This is a genomic window from Bilophila wadsworthia ATCC 49260, assembly GCF_000701705.1.
GTDB lineage: Bacteria > Desulfobacterota > Desulfovibrionia > Desulfovibrionales > Desulfovibrionaceae > Bilophila > Bilophila wadsworthia.
In genome coordinates this window covers 17,236-32,529 of record NZ_JNJP01000046.1, presented here as the reverse complement: position 1 = coordinate 32,529, position 15,294 = coordinate 17,236, and the positions used below count along the sequence as shown (strand labels likewise).

The following is a 15,294-nucleotide window of genomic DNA, read 5'->3' as shown; positions in this document are numbered from 1 at the left end:
AGGGATGGGGTTTGGGGAAGGGAGGGAAAGCTTTTCTTCAGAAAAGTTTTCCCTCCCTTCCCCAATGCTTCTATCCCCTAGCTATTTTACAACTTCACTTCGCTCATGGGGATGCCGAGGGCGTCGGCAACACCCTTGCCGTAAGCGGGATCAGCCTTGGAGCAATTGTAAATGTGGCGGATCTGGATCTCACGGGGCACACCGGCCATGGCGCGGGCGGTGTTGCCGAAAAGGGCTTCCTGCTGCTCGGGCGTCATAACCCGGAAAAGCTTGCCGGGCTGTTCGTAATAATCGGCGTCGTCGCAAGGGTACTTCCAGTGATCGGCGTCGCCGGAAAGCTTCAGCGGCGGCTCGGAGAAATCGGGCTGGTCCTTCCACGCGCCGTTGTTGTTGGGCTCGTAGTTGGTGTAGCTGCCGTAGTTGCCGTCAACGCGCATCTGGCCGTCGCGGTGGTAGCTGTGGAACGGACAGCGGGATTTGTTCACCGGGATGAGGTGATGGTTCACGCCAAGGCGGTAGCGCTGCGCGTCGCCGTAGGAGAAGAGACGCCCCTGCAGCATCTTGTCCGGCGAAAAACTGATGCCGGGAACCACGTTCGCGGGATTGAACGCGGCCTGTTCCACTTCCGCGAAATAGTTTTCGGGATTGCGGTTCAGTTCGAGTTCGCCCACTTCGATGAGCGGATAGTCCTTGTGATACCAGACCTTGGTCAGATCAAAGGGATGGTAGGGCAGTTTCTCGGCGTCGGCTTCGGGCATGATCTGAATGAACAGGGTCCAGCGGGGGAAATCGCCCTTTTCGATGTGCTCATAGAGATCGCGCTGATGGCTTTCACGATCCTTGGCGATAATGGCTTCGGCTTCGGCGTCGGTCAGGTTTTTGATGCCCTGCTGCGTCCGGAAATGGAATTTCACCCAGAAGCGTTCGTTGTTCGCGTTGATGAAGCTGAATGTGTGGCTGCCGAATCCGTGCATGTGGCGGTAGCTCGCCGGAATGCCGCGATCGCTCATGACGACCGTTACCTGATGCAGCGCTTCGGGCAGGAGGGTCCAGAAGTCCCAGTTGTTTTTGGCGCTGTGCATGTTGGTGCGGGGATCGCGTTTGACCACGTGGTTCAGGTCGGGGAATTTCAGCGGGTCGCGGAGGAAGAAGACTGGCGTGTTGTTGCCCACGAGATCCCAGTTGCCCTGATCCGTATAGAATTTGATGGCGAAGCCGCGGATGTCGCGTTCGGCGTCAGCGGCGCCGCGTTCGCCCGCAACCGTGGAGAAACGCATGAACAGATCGGTTTTTTTGCCGATCTGGGAGAACAGGGAGGCTTTGGTATAGCGGGTGATGTCGTGGGTAACCGTAAACGTGCCGTATGCGCCGGAGCCTTTGGCGTGCATACGGCGTTCGGGAATGACTTCACGGTCGAAATGGGCCAGCTTTTCGAGGAACCACGTATCCTGAAGCAGCATGGGGCCGCGAGGCCCGGCGGTGAGGGCGTTTTCGTTATCGACTACCGGAGCACCGGCGTTGTTTGTGAGCAGATCGTTGGACATGGTTGCCTCCTTTGGTTTTTTCCGGCTGGCCGGGTGGGGTTGAGACGTTGCAAGGAAACAGAGATGCCCTGTGTGAAGAAACCATGCGCGCTTCCCACAGATAAGTCAATAACAATAATCAATATTGATAATAAGGATTCCTTATTATCCTTTATTATCAATTTGTTACTTTAGAAAAAAAGAAAGAAAAGGCTATGATTTTCCTAGCGCATCAGGCATCTCCGCAAATGGCGGAAAAGAAAAGCTGTGTCACAGGTAAGGTATGGAAGGAAAGCGAGCGGAAAAGGAGCGGGGTGTGGAGAGCACCAGAGAGGGAAAGGGATGGATGAGCTCAAGGTCGTCCGAGGGATACAAAAAAGCCGGAAACGGAGAGTGAAATCGATATGTCCGCAGGAGAATAGAGGAGGAGGGAGAGTTTTTCCCCCTCCTCTTATGAATCATTTCCCCTTGGGAATCAATGACAGGATGTCCTTTCTGAGCGCATCCGACGAGAGCAGAGCCAGCTTGCCGCCGCGCAGTGCGGCGACGTGCTTCCTGTAGATCTGGAGTGAGGCGTTTTGCTTGACGAGGTGGGGGGCCTTGCCGGACATTTCCTGCCCGATGCCCTTCAACTCTTCGTCAAAGAGGGATTGCGGCACCTTCCGGGTATTTTCCACCGTCTGTTTGTAGAACAGGAGCATGGAACGGAATTCGGCTTCCTGATTGCCGATGCCGGTTTTGGAAAGGGCTATGCCCTTGTCGAGGCTGGCAAGGACCTGCTTGTACTGGTTGGCTTCGGCGGCTTTCATTTTGGGCAGGGCCGCCGTGATCTGCTTTTTCTTGTCCTCGAAGTTCTGCAGCTCCTTGCCGATGATTTCCCGCTTGATCAGGCAGTCCTTGAGCATGGTCACAAGGTAGACGGCCGAACGGATTTCATTGGACACCGTGGAGCGCTTCTGGCGTTCGAGCGAAATATTGTTTTCGCGGATCAGGTTTTGAAGCCCCTTGAGGCTGGCCTTTTCCGCATCGCTTCCGGCCCGCGCTTCAAGCTGGGCCACCAGTTCCAGCGGATCGCCGGAGGGGTTCAGTTCGGCGGACAGCTCGATCCCGGCCTTCTTCCATTCCGAGGCCAGTTCCGCGGGCCTTGCGCCGCCGGGGGTGTTGATGCCGGAAAGGGCGATGCGGAATCCGAGATCCCGTGCCTTGTTGGGCCCGTCCTTGAGGAAGGGGGCCACTTCTTCCCGCCGTCCGGGCATGACCTCATCCTGCGTGGACAGGAATCCGCCGCCCTTGCGGATAAAGCCGCCCGTGGAGCCGTGGAGCCGTCCGCCGAGGGAGAACTGGAATCCGTCCTGCACCATTTCGGCGGCGTTGCCCGCCATGTCGTAGAATCCCGCCGGATTGGGCTTGCGCGAGCCGATGCGCTGGAGCGTTTCTTCCGAAGTCCCCTCACTGTCGCGGAACACGGCGTAGTTCTTGATGGCGTCGCCCATCGGCATTTCAAAGAAATCCTCTTGGCTCAGGGACAACGGCGAAACCTTCTGGGCGCCGCGCGCCGCGTACTCCCATTCCGCTTCCGTGGGCAGGCGGACAAAGGCGGTGTTCCTGTCGTCCCCCTGAAAGCCGGGCAGGGACTGCGGAGCGTTGGCAAGCAGCCACTCCGTATACTTCCTGGTAAATTCCTGCGCCTCATGCCACGAAACCTCGACGACGGGGCGCGCGTCCTCGGGGCTGAGGGGGGGGAGGGCGTCCCCATCCATACACTGCCCGCCCATGACGGCATCCCACTGGCGTTTGCTCACCTCGTATTTGCCTTCAAAATAGAATTGCATGGCGTCGGCGTCCGGGTTGGCGGCCTTGATTCTCTGCCGCCAGTCGGGAGGGAGATCCTTGAGCACGAACGGGCCCGAGATGGCGGACGCATACGGGCTGTCATAATAGCCGCGATCGTCGGAGCCGCCGTCCCGGCGTCCGAAACGGGTTTCGAGATCCCAGAGCAGGCCCTTGCCGCGTACGCCTACAGCCTTGAGCACCATGCTTTGCCCGCAGGGCATGGGCAGGATCAGATCATCGGGGGCGGGGTTGGGGTTGAAGGCGTCTTCGGCCTTCACATCGTCCCGTGCCTTGAGCGCGGCGTGCCCCGTATCGGGAGCGAGCAGGCAGGCGGCAATCAACAGGAAACACCATTTATTCATTGCGGATAACCTCGGAAGGTGAAAGGCGGCTGCACGAAAGGCTCGGCGGCAGGGCGGCCAGCAGGGACAACGCGAGCACGACGCCGGCAGCCCCCCCGACATGCGCCCACGACAGGCGGCAGACGGCGCCGAGTTCCGCACCGAGGGGGAAGAGGGCGTTGATGACGCCCGCGACGGCGGCGTAGAGCGCGAAGGCCAGCCCCATGCCGAGCGCGGACGTGAACAGCGTCTGCATCAGCGGGAAGCACACGATGTCCGCCCCGGAAAAGCCCATGAGCCGGATAATGCCGAGCACGCGGCGCTTGCGCCGGATGGCGGCGACGAGGTTGCTCGCCGTGGATGCGAGGAAGCCCACGCCCGCCGCAAGGCAGATCAGGCCGAACACCAGCGTTGTGGAGCGGTCCAGCATTTTGACGTTTTCGATTTCTTCGGCGCGGGTATAGACGTCGATGTTCCGGGTGCCCAGAAAGTCCTGCAGCGAGATCACACCGTCAAGGTTTCCGGCATAGAGCCGGAACGAAGGGTAGAGCCGTTCGCCGTCTCCGCGCGCCGTTCCCGTCCAGCCGCGTTCGGGTACGCCCATACCGTCGCGGTAGGTTTCGGCGTCCTCGGCCAATGACGGCGGCACAAAGGCGGCCTCCTTCTGGAGCGCGGACAGCGGGAGTACGGCTTTGACGCGCAGGGGCGTTTCCGCCTGCTCCCGCGCCATGCCCCGCGCCCGCGTGACCCGCCCGGTCAGTATGGTCCCGGCGCGCGCTCCGAGCTTGTCGGCGGCGGGCGCGGTCAGGATGATTTCGTCGTCCTTCAGGGCCGCGCTTCCGGCAAAACGCCGGGTCAAAGGATCACCCGCGCCGGAAGGGATGAGGCTGACGTTGACCGGGTTGGGGGACAGCCCGCCTTTTTTTTCGGAGGCGGGGAGCAGGCCGATGGTCGCGGCTATGGCCCGCGTCTGGGGGACCACATAGCCCACGTCCGGGCGTTTCCGCAGCTCTTCGAAGAAGGCCTTGCCGTATTTGCCGCTGCCCACAGGAACGATTTCAAGGTTGCGGGGGTCTTGGAGCAGCCGTTCCTGAAGATTGCTGATGACGCCGTTGCGTACGCCGAACAGGATGAGCAGGGGAGCCAGCACGGTCGCCAGCGCAAGCACCGCGCACAGGGACAGGGCGCGCTCGTGCCAGTAGTCCCTCAGGGCCATGCCGCAGATGATGGAAAAACGCATGTTCACCCCCGCAGCGTGGTGTTGATGGAGCCGTCCCCGCCGTCCACATCCAGGCGCAGGCAGCGGAAGCCGTTTTCCTCGACCAGCCTGTGGTCGTGCGACACGACGACCAGCGCGCATTCTCCGGCCAGTTCCGTAAACAGGCGCATGACGTTCTTCGCGGTCACGGGGTCCAGCGCGGCGGTGGGCTCGTCGGCGAGCACGAGCTCAGGTTTCGGCAGCAGCGCCCGCGCTATGGCGACCCGCTGCCGTTCCCCGATGGACAGTTTGTCCGGCAGGGCGCTGAGCAGGTGTCCGATGCCGAGGCGTCCGGCCAGTTCCTTCAATCCGGCGTCCACGGCCTTCGCGTCCATGCCCTTGGCTCTGCCCGGCGTTGTCATGTTGTCCCGCGCGCTCAGGAAGGGCAGGAGTCCACCGGTTTGCAGCACATAGCCGATATGCCGCAGCCGCAGCCGGGCCATACGTTCCCGCCCCCCGCGCCGCCAGAGTTCCGCCACATCTTCCGGCGTATCGCCCGGCGCGTTGAACAGGAACGTTTCCGCCCCGCTTGGGGGCAGTATCATGGCGAGCAGGTCCAGCGCGGTGCTTTTCCCGCAGCCCGAAGGGCCGATCAGCGCGATTTTTTCACCGGCCCGGATGGCCAGGGATTCAATGCGGAGCCGATACGTGTAGTCCCGCGCTTTCCGTTCGAGTGCGACGTTTCGCAATTCGCAGAGATTCATAGGGGAAAATTCCATTTGTGTATCTATTGATCACGCAAGGATGTGTGAGTCTGGAAAAAAAGGTTCTTTTTTTGAATCAAAAAATCGCTTCAAGGAAAGCTGTGAACAGGGATTCGATAAACATAAAAGTCTTGGGAGATGGAGGGAGTGGGGTTTGGGGAGGGGGAGGAAGAAGCCCTTCTTCAGAAGGGTTCTTCCTCCCCCTCCCCAATCTTATTTTTCTACGTTACGGCAGCATTGCCAGCGGGACACGGTAAACCCAGTCGCCGGGATCCTTGGAGCCGAAGCTCTCCCAGTTGCTGACGTCGCGGTCGTACTCTTCGTAACGGGCGACGCGGGACTTGAGGCGATTGATGAAAGCGGTCTGCTCGCCGACGCTCATGCGGTACCAGTCGTCCTCGGAAAGCAGCATGATGTCACTCTTGTAGGGCAGATCGTCGAGGAATTCGCCGAGCACGCCCATATCGCGGAGGTTTGCGCCGGGCTTCTGGGAGAAGGCTGCGGGATCGCGGGCAAGCTGCGCCGAGGCGGACAGGATGCCCTGGAAGAAGTCCCGCGAGTCGGTCTTGCGGGTCCGCTCCGCGTTGTCGATGATGATCTTGAGCTGGCGCTGCAAATCGCTGAGCTGATTCTTGGTCAGCAGGACGGCGACCGAAACGGCGCTGACGGGCTTTCCGGCGCTGAGGGCGTCAAGATCCGCGTCGGCAATCCATGACGTCACGACTTCCGGCGCGCGGGTCCCCTGCTTTTTGCCGAGATACTCAAGCTGCATGGCGTAGCCGAGTTCCTCGCCGATCTGCTTGGCGCGCTCTTCCGGCGATTGGGCGGGCGCTTCCTGCGGCTTTACCGGGGCCTTCCCGGCAAGGGCCTGCTTCACGCTCGAAACCAGCGCGGAGGACAGGCCCGTGGCGGCCTTGGCGAAAGAGGCGCTGCCCTTGGCGGCATCCGTGGCCTGAATCGGGATGTACGCGCTTTTCCCGCCGGGCACGGAGGACAGCGTGGCGTAGGCTTTGGCGGCGTAGTCGATGTTGCCCTTTCCGGCGGGCGTGCGGACGTGCGCCACCACCAGCCGGATGTTGCGGGAGGCCGCAAGGTCGGCCAGTTCCTGCACGTCGAGGCTTGTGGAGGCGTTGGCGTCGCTCAGAGGCAGCGGCCCGGCGTCCGTGAGCAGGAGCAGCACCCGGTTGGCGTAAGGCTGCCAGTTCAGCTGATCGAGCGCGGCCTTGACCCCGGCGAGGGAATCCTCGTTGAAGGAGTGGCTGGATGCCTTGGCTTCCTCAAGCCCGCTGAGGGCCTTTTCCAGTTCGTCGCGTTTGGTGGCGTCGCGGAAATCGCTGACGACCTTGGTAACGTATTCGAGCTTTGGCGACGCCTTCGTGCTGTTGCGGAAGGCCACGATGCCGAAGGAAACCTTGTCGTCCAGCTTGTCCTTGGCGACGGAGTCGAAAATGGCCCGCACCACGTTGAGGCTCTGGTCGATGTAGGGTTTCATGGAAATGGTCGTGTCGATGACCATTGCGATGCCCGTGCGCGGGACGCCGTCGTCCTTGGCGTCTTTTGGGGCGTTGGCGTCTGGCTTGTCCCCGGCGCTGCCGGGATCGATGGAGGCGACTTCAAGGAGCTTGGTCCCCTCGAACGGCGTGTCCACTTTCAGGATGGGCATCAGGTAGAAGCGGTTGCGCGAGACGGCACCCTGCGCGTCGTCGGGCTCCACGGCGAGGATGGGCAGATCCGCCGGGGCGTCGCCCTGTTGCGCGGCCTTGGCTTCGGCGCGGAGCTTCGAAAGGCTGCCCGGCAGGTCTTCCGCCTGGCAGACATCCATGATGGCCTTGTGGTCCTTGAAGAACAGGACGGGCTGGCGCTGTGAGCGGTCGGTGAAAAGCAGGGTAAGGGCCTGGTTCCATGCGGTGGTGTCCGTGGCCTTTATCCAGCCGTCGGGCTTTGTGGTGGACGCGCCGACCTCAAGCCAGTTCCCGTCGCGGGTGTACACATAAAACACGCTGAACGGGCGCACGGCCTTTTGGATGACGGTGGAGCCTTCCCCTTGCCCGGCGTATAGGCTCGCGCCGGGATGGGTGATCACCCGCTGGTACAGGGTTTTCTTGCCTTCCATCAGCAACGGCGTGCGATCCGCCGCGTGCGCCGCCGGCGTCCACCCCGCGAGGAGCGTAAGCGCCGTCAGTATGGCGATGAGGATTCGTTTCATGGGATTCTCCTGTCGGGATAATGCGTTCGGAGGCTGAGGCATGACGCCCCCGGCTAACGAGAAGACTTTTTGCAGTAAAAGGCGTCTGGCATTGAAGGAAAGGAGGCGTCTTCGGAAAACTGCCGCCAAGGTGAAGGCTGCCGCGCTCACGTGATCGCCATGTGCCCCGTTGAGAAACGCCTTTGGAGAGGATGGGGTGGACTGCGCGCTGGCAGGTTTGGGGAGGAGAAGGAAAAACTTTTTTTAAAAAGGGTTTCCTTCCCCTCCCCAATATTCTCTCTACTTCAACGCATCCAGCCGCTGCTGGGCTTCGGCGGCTCCGGCTGCGAGGGCTTTCTTGTAACAGTCGTTGGCCATATCGGTGTCCTTTTGGATGGTCCCGCGCTGGGGCTGCTTCGGAGAATAGAAGTCGCCGAGCATGAGCAGGGCCTGCGCATTGCCTTTCTTGGCGAGCTCGTCGGCGATCAGGAATGCGCCGTCCTGCGCCTTGACGTCGTCCGCAGCGGCGAAGAGCTGCTGCGCGAGGGCCATAGCCGTGTCCGGCTCCACCTTGCGCTTGAGCGCGTCGCGGGCGACCTGCAACCCCTTGGGGCCCTTGATGTCATCGGGGGCGTATTTCACGGGCGCTTCCTGACCCGGGGGCAGATCCGCCGCCTCATGCTTCAGGACTTCGGCGGGCTTTTCCTCCAGCGTCGTGTCCGTTTTGGGCAGGACCCGCGTATAGATGAAGTATCCGGCCCCGGCAAGCAGAATTACCGTAAGGATAGCAAAGATGATGTTCAGGATAAGGCTTTTGTAGCTTTTTGGGCGTTCCTTCAGATTTAGCAGTTCGCTGGCCGGGACCGCCGAGCCGGGTTTCCCATCGAAGGAGAGCGACGTTGGCGCTGGGCCGGTTTCCATTTCCGGCATGGGCAGGGGCTCGCGCCCTGCGGAAGGCGCGGCTTTTGGGGCAAGCTCCAGATCGGGCAGGAGGCTCGGATCGCGCGAATAGACGATCCGGTTGATGCTGAGGCCTCCCTGCCATACATGCTCGGCGTCCGTGAACAGCACCACCTGATAAATGGCCTGCAATTCGAGGCTGTCCACAACGGCGGGGCCTACCGACAGGCTCAGGATTTCGCCCGAGGGGGCGACGGCGTCGGGCACGAGATGGGCGTCGCCGGGCTGCCAGCCGTTGGGGCCGAGGCTCATGCCGTTGGACGGATCCTTGATCATGTAGAGAAGCGTGTTGGGAGCCGCGGAAAAACCGGGGCAGGAGGCCAGAATGAGGCCGTAGCCCGGCCCCTTGGCCTTGTCAGGTTCGAAACGGAGTGCACAGCGAAACGTCATGTCAGTTGTCCTGCGTGAAAACGGAAGGGTTCAGGTTGTTGATGAGTCGTCCGAGGCGGGCGTTCTGCTCCGGATCGAAAGTCTGCCCGCCTTCGTAGTCTGCGTTGCCTTCGATGAGGTGCATAAGCGCCGCCAGCCAATCGGTATAGTATTGCCTGTCAAATGCAAGGGGTTCGGCGGCAAGGGCGGGATACCCTTCCGGATCGGGCTGTTGCCCGAAGAGGGTACGGGTGCGCCCGGCAAGCTGGATGGTGCGCTTGGCCTCGGGGACGGACGCGGGGTTGAAGCCGAGCCAGTCCACGAAGGCGCTGATGCAATAGGCGGCCATGCTGGCCTGCCGCCAGATGAGCTTGTCGCGCCGGATATTGCGGTAGCCGGACACGTCGCGCACGGCCTGCGCCATGTCTTTTTCGAGGCCGAGGCGGGACATGCCCTGGATGATCTCATGGACAAGCTGCCCGAAATCTTCGGCTTCAAGGCCGAAGTACCGTTGGCGGACGGGATCGGCGGCGAGGGCGTTGAGCTGTTCGATCCACGCGCCGACGACGAGTTCCGCGAACGCGCCCGCCTCGTCCAGCGGCTGCGGGGCGGCTTCGGGCGTCTCGGCGGAGGCGGGCACCGGCGGGGCCATGTCGCCGAACAGGTCGTCCATGATGTCCTGCGCGCTGGCGGCGCTGCCCACGCTCGGCTGCGGCACGGGAGCCTGTTCGTTCTCGCGCATGAGTCGGTTTTCGACCTGATAATAGAGGGCGTACAGTTCGTGATCCCGCATGAGCATGGCCCGGAGCAGCTCCCCAAACCGCTGGTTCTGGGCCGTAAGGGCGAGGCTGCGGGCCAGACGCATACCGAGCTGGCGCTGCTGCTCGCGCAGGGCGGCCTTGTCGTCGATGCGGTGGAAGCGGCGCAGGTGCTCGACGAAGGGGCGCAGGTTGTCGGCCACGCGGTCCGCGACCTGACGCCGCTTGATCGCCGGATCGCATACCGGGCGCAGCTGGCGGCGCAGGAAGGCCACGCCGCCGTCGTTGAGAGTGAACGCGGCGTTCCATGCGGCTTCGGGATCGGCAAAATGGCGGCGCACTTCGGGCGTATTCAGGAACTTGGCCTTCATGTCCGACACATAGGCTTCCTGTTCGGGACGGATGCCGGTTTCGCGGTCGCCGTCGAACGCAATGACCGCTTCCCAGCGGAATTTGGGATTGCGGAGCCAGTAGGTATTGTTGAACGGCTGGTCGGGCGTCCACTGTTCGGGCCAGTCATGCTGTTTGCCAAAAAAGTCGAGGAGCGAGGCGTGCAGGCGGTTGGACCAGCGGGTTTCGTCGTCCACCGCGCCTTTTTTCTTCTCGAATTCCATGTCGAACTTGGTGAGCACGAGGAACAGCGTGGTGTGTCGGCCCTGCCTGAGTTCGGGCGTCTTTCCTGCGGCGTCGGACACCCAGTCGTTGATGACGGCGGGCAGATCCTGCACTTCCTGATTGCTCGGGCCGATGCACAGGAGCATACTGGTCAGTTCGAGATCGGTCTTGTAGCGCTCGAAGAGGTAGGCCACCTTGCCGCGCAGGAAGAACTGGCGGATTTGATCGGGCTTGGCGAGTTCGCGGGCCACGTCGTCGGTCTTGAGGCGCGAGCGGTAGCCGGGGAAGTCGAGCAGGTCGGTGTGTTCGAAAAAATCGTCCGGCTTGTGGCGCATGGTGATGGCCAGTTCCGCCGTGAGCGCGGCGATTTCAGATCGGCCCGCCGCGACCCGGCGTCCGTCCTTCGTGACCAATTCGAGGCTGTCCGCGCCCTCTGTCTCTCCAAGGCCGCGCAGCGTTTCCACGTCGATGATGCTGGTTTCGCGGGGGAGCAGGGCTTCCTTGCCGCAAAACGCCTCATCGGGATAGCCGAGCGCGTCGAGCACCCCGCTCAGGCGCAGGTAGAGCGCCGTAAACGGTTTGGCCTCGTCCCACAGGATTTCGAACAGCGCGGCGCGATCTTCGGGTGCGAGGCGTCCGGCGGCGTGGATGGCCTTGGGCCAGTACAGGTGCTCAAGCCTCTGGACCACGGCGGTGGCCCGGAAATTCCGGGTGACGTATTCCTTCAGGTCTATCATATCGTCTTCGCTGAAGGAGGCCCGCCACGGTTCGCCTTTGGCCTTTTTCGCCAGTGCGTCCACGCGGGCGGCGAGGGCGTCCTCGTCGGGCGGGGTGAGGTGGCGGCAGTCGGCGTAGTAGGTATTCGTCAGGATTTTGACGATATCCAATTCGGACAGCAGGCGCAGTTTCACGGGAAACATGGCCGGGGCGCCGCTCGGCGTCAGGGTGAAGCGCGTGACGAGGCCCGTGGACTCCTTGCCGCCCGCCGGGTTGATGTCCTGAATGAAATCGGCGGATTCGTCGCCGAGTGCCGTAAGCAGCGAGCCGTCGGCATCCTGCGCCAGCGCCGAGATGAGGTAGGACTTTCCGGACTGGCTCGGGCCGAACACGCCCACGCACATTTTCCGCGCGGCGGTGGCGGCTTCCTTGCGCAGGGCACGGGCGAGCCGGTTGCTCTCGCGCAGGAGCGCCTCGCCGGAGGAGCCTGCGGCCTGCGGGTTTGCCCTGACCCATTCGTCAACGCCGACGAGCGTTTTGATGCCCGCTTCGCACTGTTCGACAAGTTTTTGATCGTCTATGGTCATAAGAGGAATGCCTCCCGGCGGGCTGGGGAAAATCGCCCTGCGTGCGATGCCCGTAAGGCTCGCAAGCTCGCCCAACGGTCTCGGCGTCGCCGCCCTTTGGGTCGAATTCCCCCCAGACCCCCTCAGAGTGGCGGCGCAGTGCTTCATGCCGAAACCCTTCGCTTTTTCAGCGCAAAACACTGTGCCGCCGTTCCGAGCGAGTCAGTCGTGCCCCTTTTTCATGTCGTGGAACGGCAAGAGGCCGCCCCTTGTTTTTCTTCACGCGGAACCGGAGGCTTCCGTCAGGGAACAATCCTCTGCGGCTCCGGTTGTTTTTCATGCGAAACCGGGAAACTTTGCCAAGAGACAGTCCGCCGCGGCTCCACAACCGTTTCCCGCCCCCTCCAGTCTTCCGCCTTTCTACAAAATGTTAAAGACGCCCGTATCAAGCCAGTAGCCCTCGTCGGCGGGGAGGGTCTGAAGACGGATTTCGAGGTCGCGGGGATTGACCGGGGTGCCGTCCACGGCTTCAATTTCATTGACGGCGAGTTCCCCCTCGTCCCGTGACGCCGCGTTGGGCGCGTCCGCAAGATCCGCCACCGTGAAGGCGAGCTTCACCGTATAGGGCAGACGGTTCCGGGCGTTGTTCCGCGCGGCGGGCGAGGCGAAATCCATCATGTAGAAGCGGGTGGTCGTCCAGCGCTCGGCCTCAATCTGCCGGAAGCCGATGGGGATTGGGCCGGAGAATTGGATGGCCTTGTGCAGCTCGCCGCCGGAGGGATTGTCCGTATCCGCTTCGAACCAGACCTGCGCCTGCCGGATCTGGCCGCCCGCGTCCATCGCGCCGATGAACCGGGCCGTGGACTTGAGGAACAGCGATCCCGTATCAAAGGAAAAGCCTTCGAGATGGCCTTCGGACAGGGCGCAGAGGATGGCCCCGACCACCACGGTCGTCTTGGGATCGGTGATCTCGCCCCGGTTGTCGGCAAAGGGGTACCAGCTTCCCACCCGGAAATCGCGCATGGGGATGATGCGGTCCGCCGGGACGGGGAGCTTGGCGAAGAAACTGGAAATGATCGCGTGCCATTTGGAAGGCCGCCCGGTGAGCAGGAGCAGGTCGCAGTTGTAGGCGTGGATGACCTCGCACAGGTTGGCGAGGATCTGGCCGAGCGTGTTGCGGATGGTCCGATCGATGGCCCGTGGATCGATGCGCAGGCCCACATCCATGAGGCTGAACGGCTTTCCGGTCTGGCGCTCCACGGTCTCGTTGATGTACTGGATGAGCGCGGCGGAAGGCTGTTCCGGCAGGCCTTCCGTTTCGGGAGACGCGTGATCGGATTCCTGCGGGGCGTGCTCGGGCCGGAAGAACGCGGACAGCTTGCGTTCCTGCACGCCGCCCACGAGCAGATCCGCCTGTTCGTAGCCTTCAAGCATCCTGGTGACGACCGGGCCGGCGATCTGGCGGGCGAACTGGGTGCGCAGGGCCCTGTTGCGCTGCGAGCCGCCCACGGTATCCCGCCCGAAAAGCTGGCCGAGGAGGTTGCGGGGATCGGAAAGGCCCGTGGCCTGACCGATGCAGGGCAGGACGTGCTGTTCGACGATCTCGCGGATCACGTCGTCGCCCGCGATGTTGAAGCCGTCGCGGAATGCCATGTGCGGCTTGATGCGGGCGGCGGTGGCCTCATCCCCGGTGACGGCGAAGGTGGTGATGCTCAGATCGATGGTTCCGCCGCCGATGTCCACGTTGGCGATGCGCAGGGAGGGCGCGTCCGCGCCGCGTTTGCGGCCCATGAGCGCGAAGAAGTGGCGGGCGTCGCCCTGAAACTTTTCGGTGATCTCGTTGTAGAGGTAGACGAGCTGGGTGCAGGTGGCCTCATCCCAGCTGCAACGGACCTCAGGGCTGACCCGGTAGTCCGGGCGGGTGTCCCGCATCCCCTGTTTGGTCGTATACCACTGCCCCCATCCGAGGGTTTCCCAAATCATGCGCACTGCCCACGTCACCCAGCGGCGGTAGATCCGCTGTTCGGCGATGGGCATGGCGCTCGGCACGGTGAAGATGATCCGCTTGAGGCGGCGGGGCACGTCGGGCTGTTCGCGTTCGCCGCGCTGGGCCGGGGAGTTGATGGTGGCGAGCGCGTGCATGATGATCTCGCTGAGGAGGAACATCATGGTCGAGCTGCGGGTGAAATGGGCCTCGAACGCCACTTCGGGCTGCTGGGTGCGCAGGATTTTGGGGCGCGGGGAGAGGCCCGGATCGTCGAAGCAGCACAACGGCGTGCCTTCGCGGTTGATCTGCTGGATGAACACGCCCCGGGTGACGGGCGGCTCCAACTCGGAGCCTGTGCCCCACGCGTTGAAGCGCCATTGCTGGGCGCGGGGGGACTCGTCCCACAGGTAGCGTTTGGGGCTGGACATGCCGGTATTGCCTTCCGCGCCCACGGAATGCTGGGCGAGCCGGGCGGCTTCGGGGCCGACGCGTACCACCGAGGGCCAGACAAAGGCCGGGGTGCTGCGGCCGGAGCGGGCGCTCAGGCGCGGATTGCCGAAGGTGGCTTCCGCGAACTCGATGCGCGTGGCGAAGGGGCCGGTATAGGTGCGATCCGGCTGGCTCAGATCCCGGATCTGGAGCAGGTAGCTGTCGTTCAGGTTGGTCTGGCGCTGGGGGAGGGTTTCCACGAGCATCCCGGTGGAGCGGGAGTTGCCGAGATCGAGCACGAGATCCACGTCCACGGGCGTCAGGTGGGCGGGGTCCACCACGCGCACGGTGGGGACGGTTCCGCTTGCGGCGAGCGCCTCAAGGAGCGTCAGGTACGTGGCGAGGTGCTCCATGATGAACGGCGTATTCTCGCGCCATGTGGTCCGCCCGTTGTGGCGCGCGGTCTGGTGGGCATCGTAGATTTCGGCGATCCATTCGTCGACCCACAGCGTATTGAGGAACCACGCGTTGTCGCGGCTTTTGGGCGAAAGGGCGAAACGGGCGTTCTCCGCCACGTCGTCGTCGCACAGGGCGAAATACTGGCCCGTGGGCTGTTCGCGTTCCTCAATGGTCGTATCGAACAGGAAGGTCAGGCGGTAAGCGCCATCGGAATCCTCGCGGCTGACGTGCAGGCGGGCCCAGTTGCTCGGCCCCTTTTCGCATTTGAACGCGCCGTCCTTCCATTGCTCGTTGGAGAGCCGCAGGAAGGGCACGGGAACCCAGCGCCCCGTGAACGCTTCAAGAGCCCGGTTCGCGTCGATCTTGTAGTCGTAGTCGCCGGGCTGCCCGGTGTCGTCCAGCGGCACGGGGACGAGCTCCACTTGCCTGCGGGCCGAGGCGATGGCCGATTCCCCGGTTTGCGGGATTTCACGGAAATACGCCCAGAACCTGCCGAGGCTCTTCGCGTCGAGGCGGCAATCCAGAAACTGCGGGCAGCCGCCCGGTATGATGCTCACTGCTGACGTGTAGTTCATAGGGAGTCCTTACAA

8 protein-coding genes are annotated in these 15,294 nt (G+C 62.8%); all 8 read right to left on the bottom strand.

All coding sequences use genetic code 11. The features are described 5' to 3' along the window. Positions 1-86: 86 nt before the first annotated feature. The gene (locus T370_RS0114420) at positions 87-1,544 is read right to left on the bottom strand and encodes a catalase (RefSeq protein WP_029436121.1); all 1,458 of its coding nucleotides are present in this window, start codon (positions 1,542-1,544) and stop codon (positions 87-89) included. A 437-nt stretch (positions 1,545-1,981) separates the two neighbouring features. Further along, complete coding sequence (locus tag T370_RS0114415) at positions 1,982-3,718, bottom strand: formylglycine-generating enzyme family protein (RefSeq protein WP_029436120.1); 1,737 nt, start codon at positions 3,716-3,718, stop codon at positions 1,982-1,984. Continuing rightward, complete coding sequence (locus T370_RS0114410) at positions 3,711-4,937, bottom strand: ABC transporter permease (RefSeq protein WP_029436119.1); 1,227 nt, start codon at positions 4,935-4,937, stop codon at positions 3,711-3,713. Before T370_RS0114410 ends, T370_RS0114415 begins: the two co-directional genes overlap by 8 nt. Positions 4,938-4,939: 2 nt before the next feature. Next, positions 4,940-5,659, bottom strand: coding sequence for an ABC transporter ATP-binding protein (locus T370_RS0114405; RefSeq protein WP_029436118.1), 720 nt, complete (start codon positions 5,657-5,659; stop codon positions 4,940-4,942). A gap of 226 nt (positions 5,660-5,885) precedes the next feature. Then, positions 5,886-7,865, bottom strand: coding sequence for a vWA domain-containing protein (locus T370_RS0114400; RefSeq protein ID WP_029436117.1), 1,980 nt, complete (start codon positions 7,863-7,865; stop codon positions 5,886-5,888). Between the two features lie 279 nt (positions 7,866-8,144). Next, positions 8,145-9,194, bottom strand: a complete 1,050-nt coding sequence (locus T370_RS0114395; RefSeq protein ID WP_005028116.1) for a hypothetical protein — start codon at positions 9,192-9,194, stop codon at positions 8,145-8,147. A 1-nt stretch (position 9,195) separates the two neighbouring features. Beyond that, positions 9,196-11,850, bottom strand: coding sequence for a virulence factor SrfC family protein (locus tag T370_RS0114390; RefSeq protein WP_029436116.1), 2,655 nt, complete (start codon positions 11,848-11,850; stop codon positions 9,196-9,198). Positions 11,851-12,249: 399 nt separating this feature from the next. After that, the gene (locus T370_RS0114385; RefSeq protein ID WP_029436115.1) at positions 12,250-15,279 is read right to left on the bottom strand and encodes a virulence factor SrfB; all 3,030 of its coding nucleotides are present in this window, start codon (positions 15,277-15,279) and stop codon (positions 12,250-12,252) included. Positions 15,280-15,294 lie beyond the last annotated feature (15 nt).

Coding starts and splice junctions, on each gene's coding strand:
- T370_RS0114420 (WP_029436121.1), bottom strand. CDS start 1,544: ATGTCCAACGATCTGCTCACAAACAACGCCGGTGCTCCGGTAGTCGAT.
- T370_RS0114415 (WP_029436120.1), bottom strand. CDS start 3,718: ATGAATAAATGGTGTTTCCTGTTGATTGCCGCCTGCCTGCTCGCTCCC.
- T370_RS0114410 (WP_029436119.1), bottom strand. CDS start 4,937: ATGCGTTTTTCCATCATCTGCGGCATGGCCCTGAGGGACTACTGGCAC.
- T370_RS0114405 (WP_029436118.1), bottom strand. CDS start 5,659: ATGAATCTCTGCGAATTGCGAAACGTCGCACTCGAACGGAAAGCGCGG.
- T370_RS0114400 (WP_029436117.1), bottom strand. CDS start 7,865: ATGAAACGAATCCTCATCGCCATACTGACGGCGCTTACGCTCCTCGCG.
- T370_RS0114395 (WP_005028116.1), bottom strand. CDS start 9,194: ATGACGTTTCGCTGTGCACTCCGTTTCGAACCTGACAAGGCCAAGGGG.
- T370_RS0114390 (WP_029436116.1), bottom strand. CDS start 11,850: ATGACCATAGACGATCAAAAACTTGTCGAACAGTGCGAAGCGGGCATC.
- T370_RS0114385 (WP_029436115.1), bottom strand. CDS start 15,279: ATGAACTACACGTCAGCAGTGAGCATCATACCGGGCGGCTGCCCGCAG.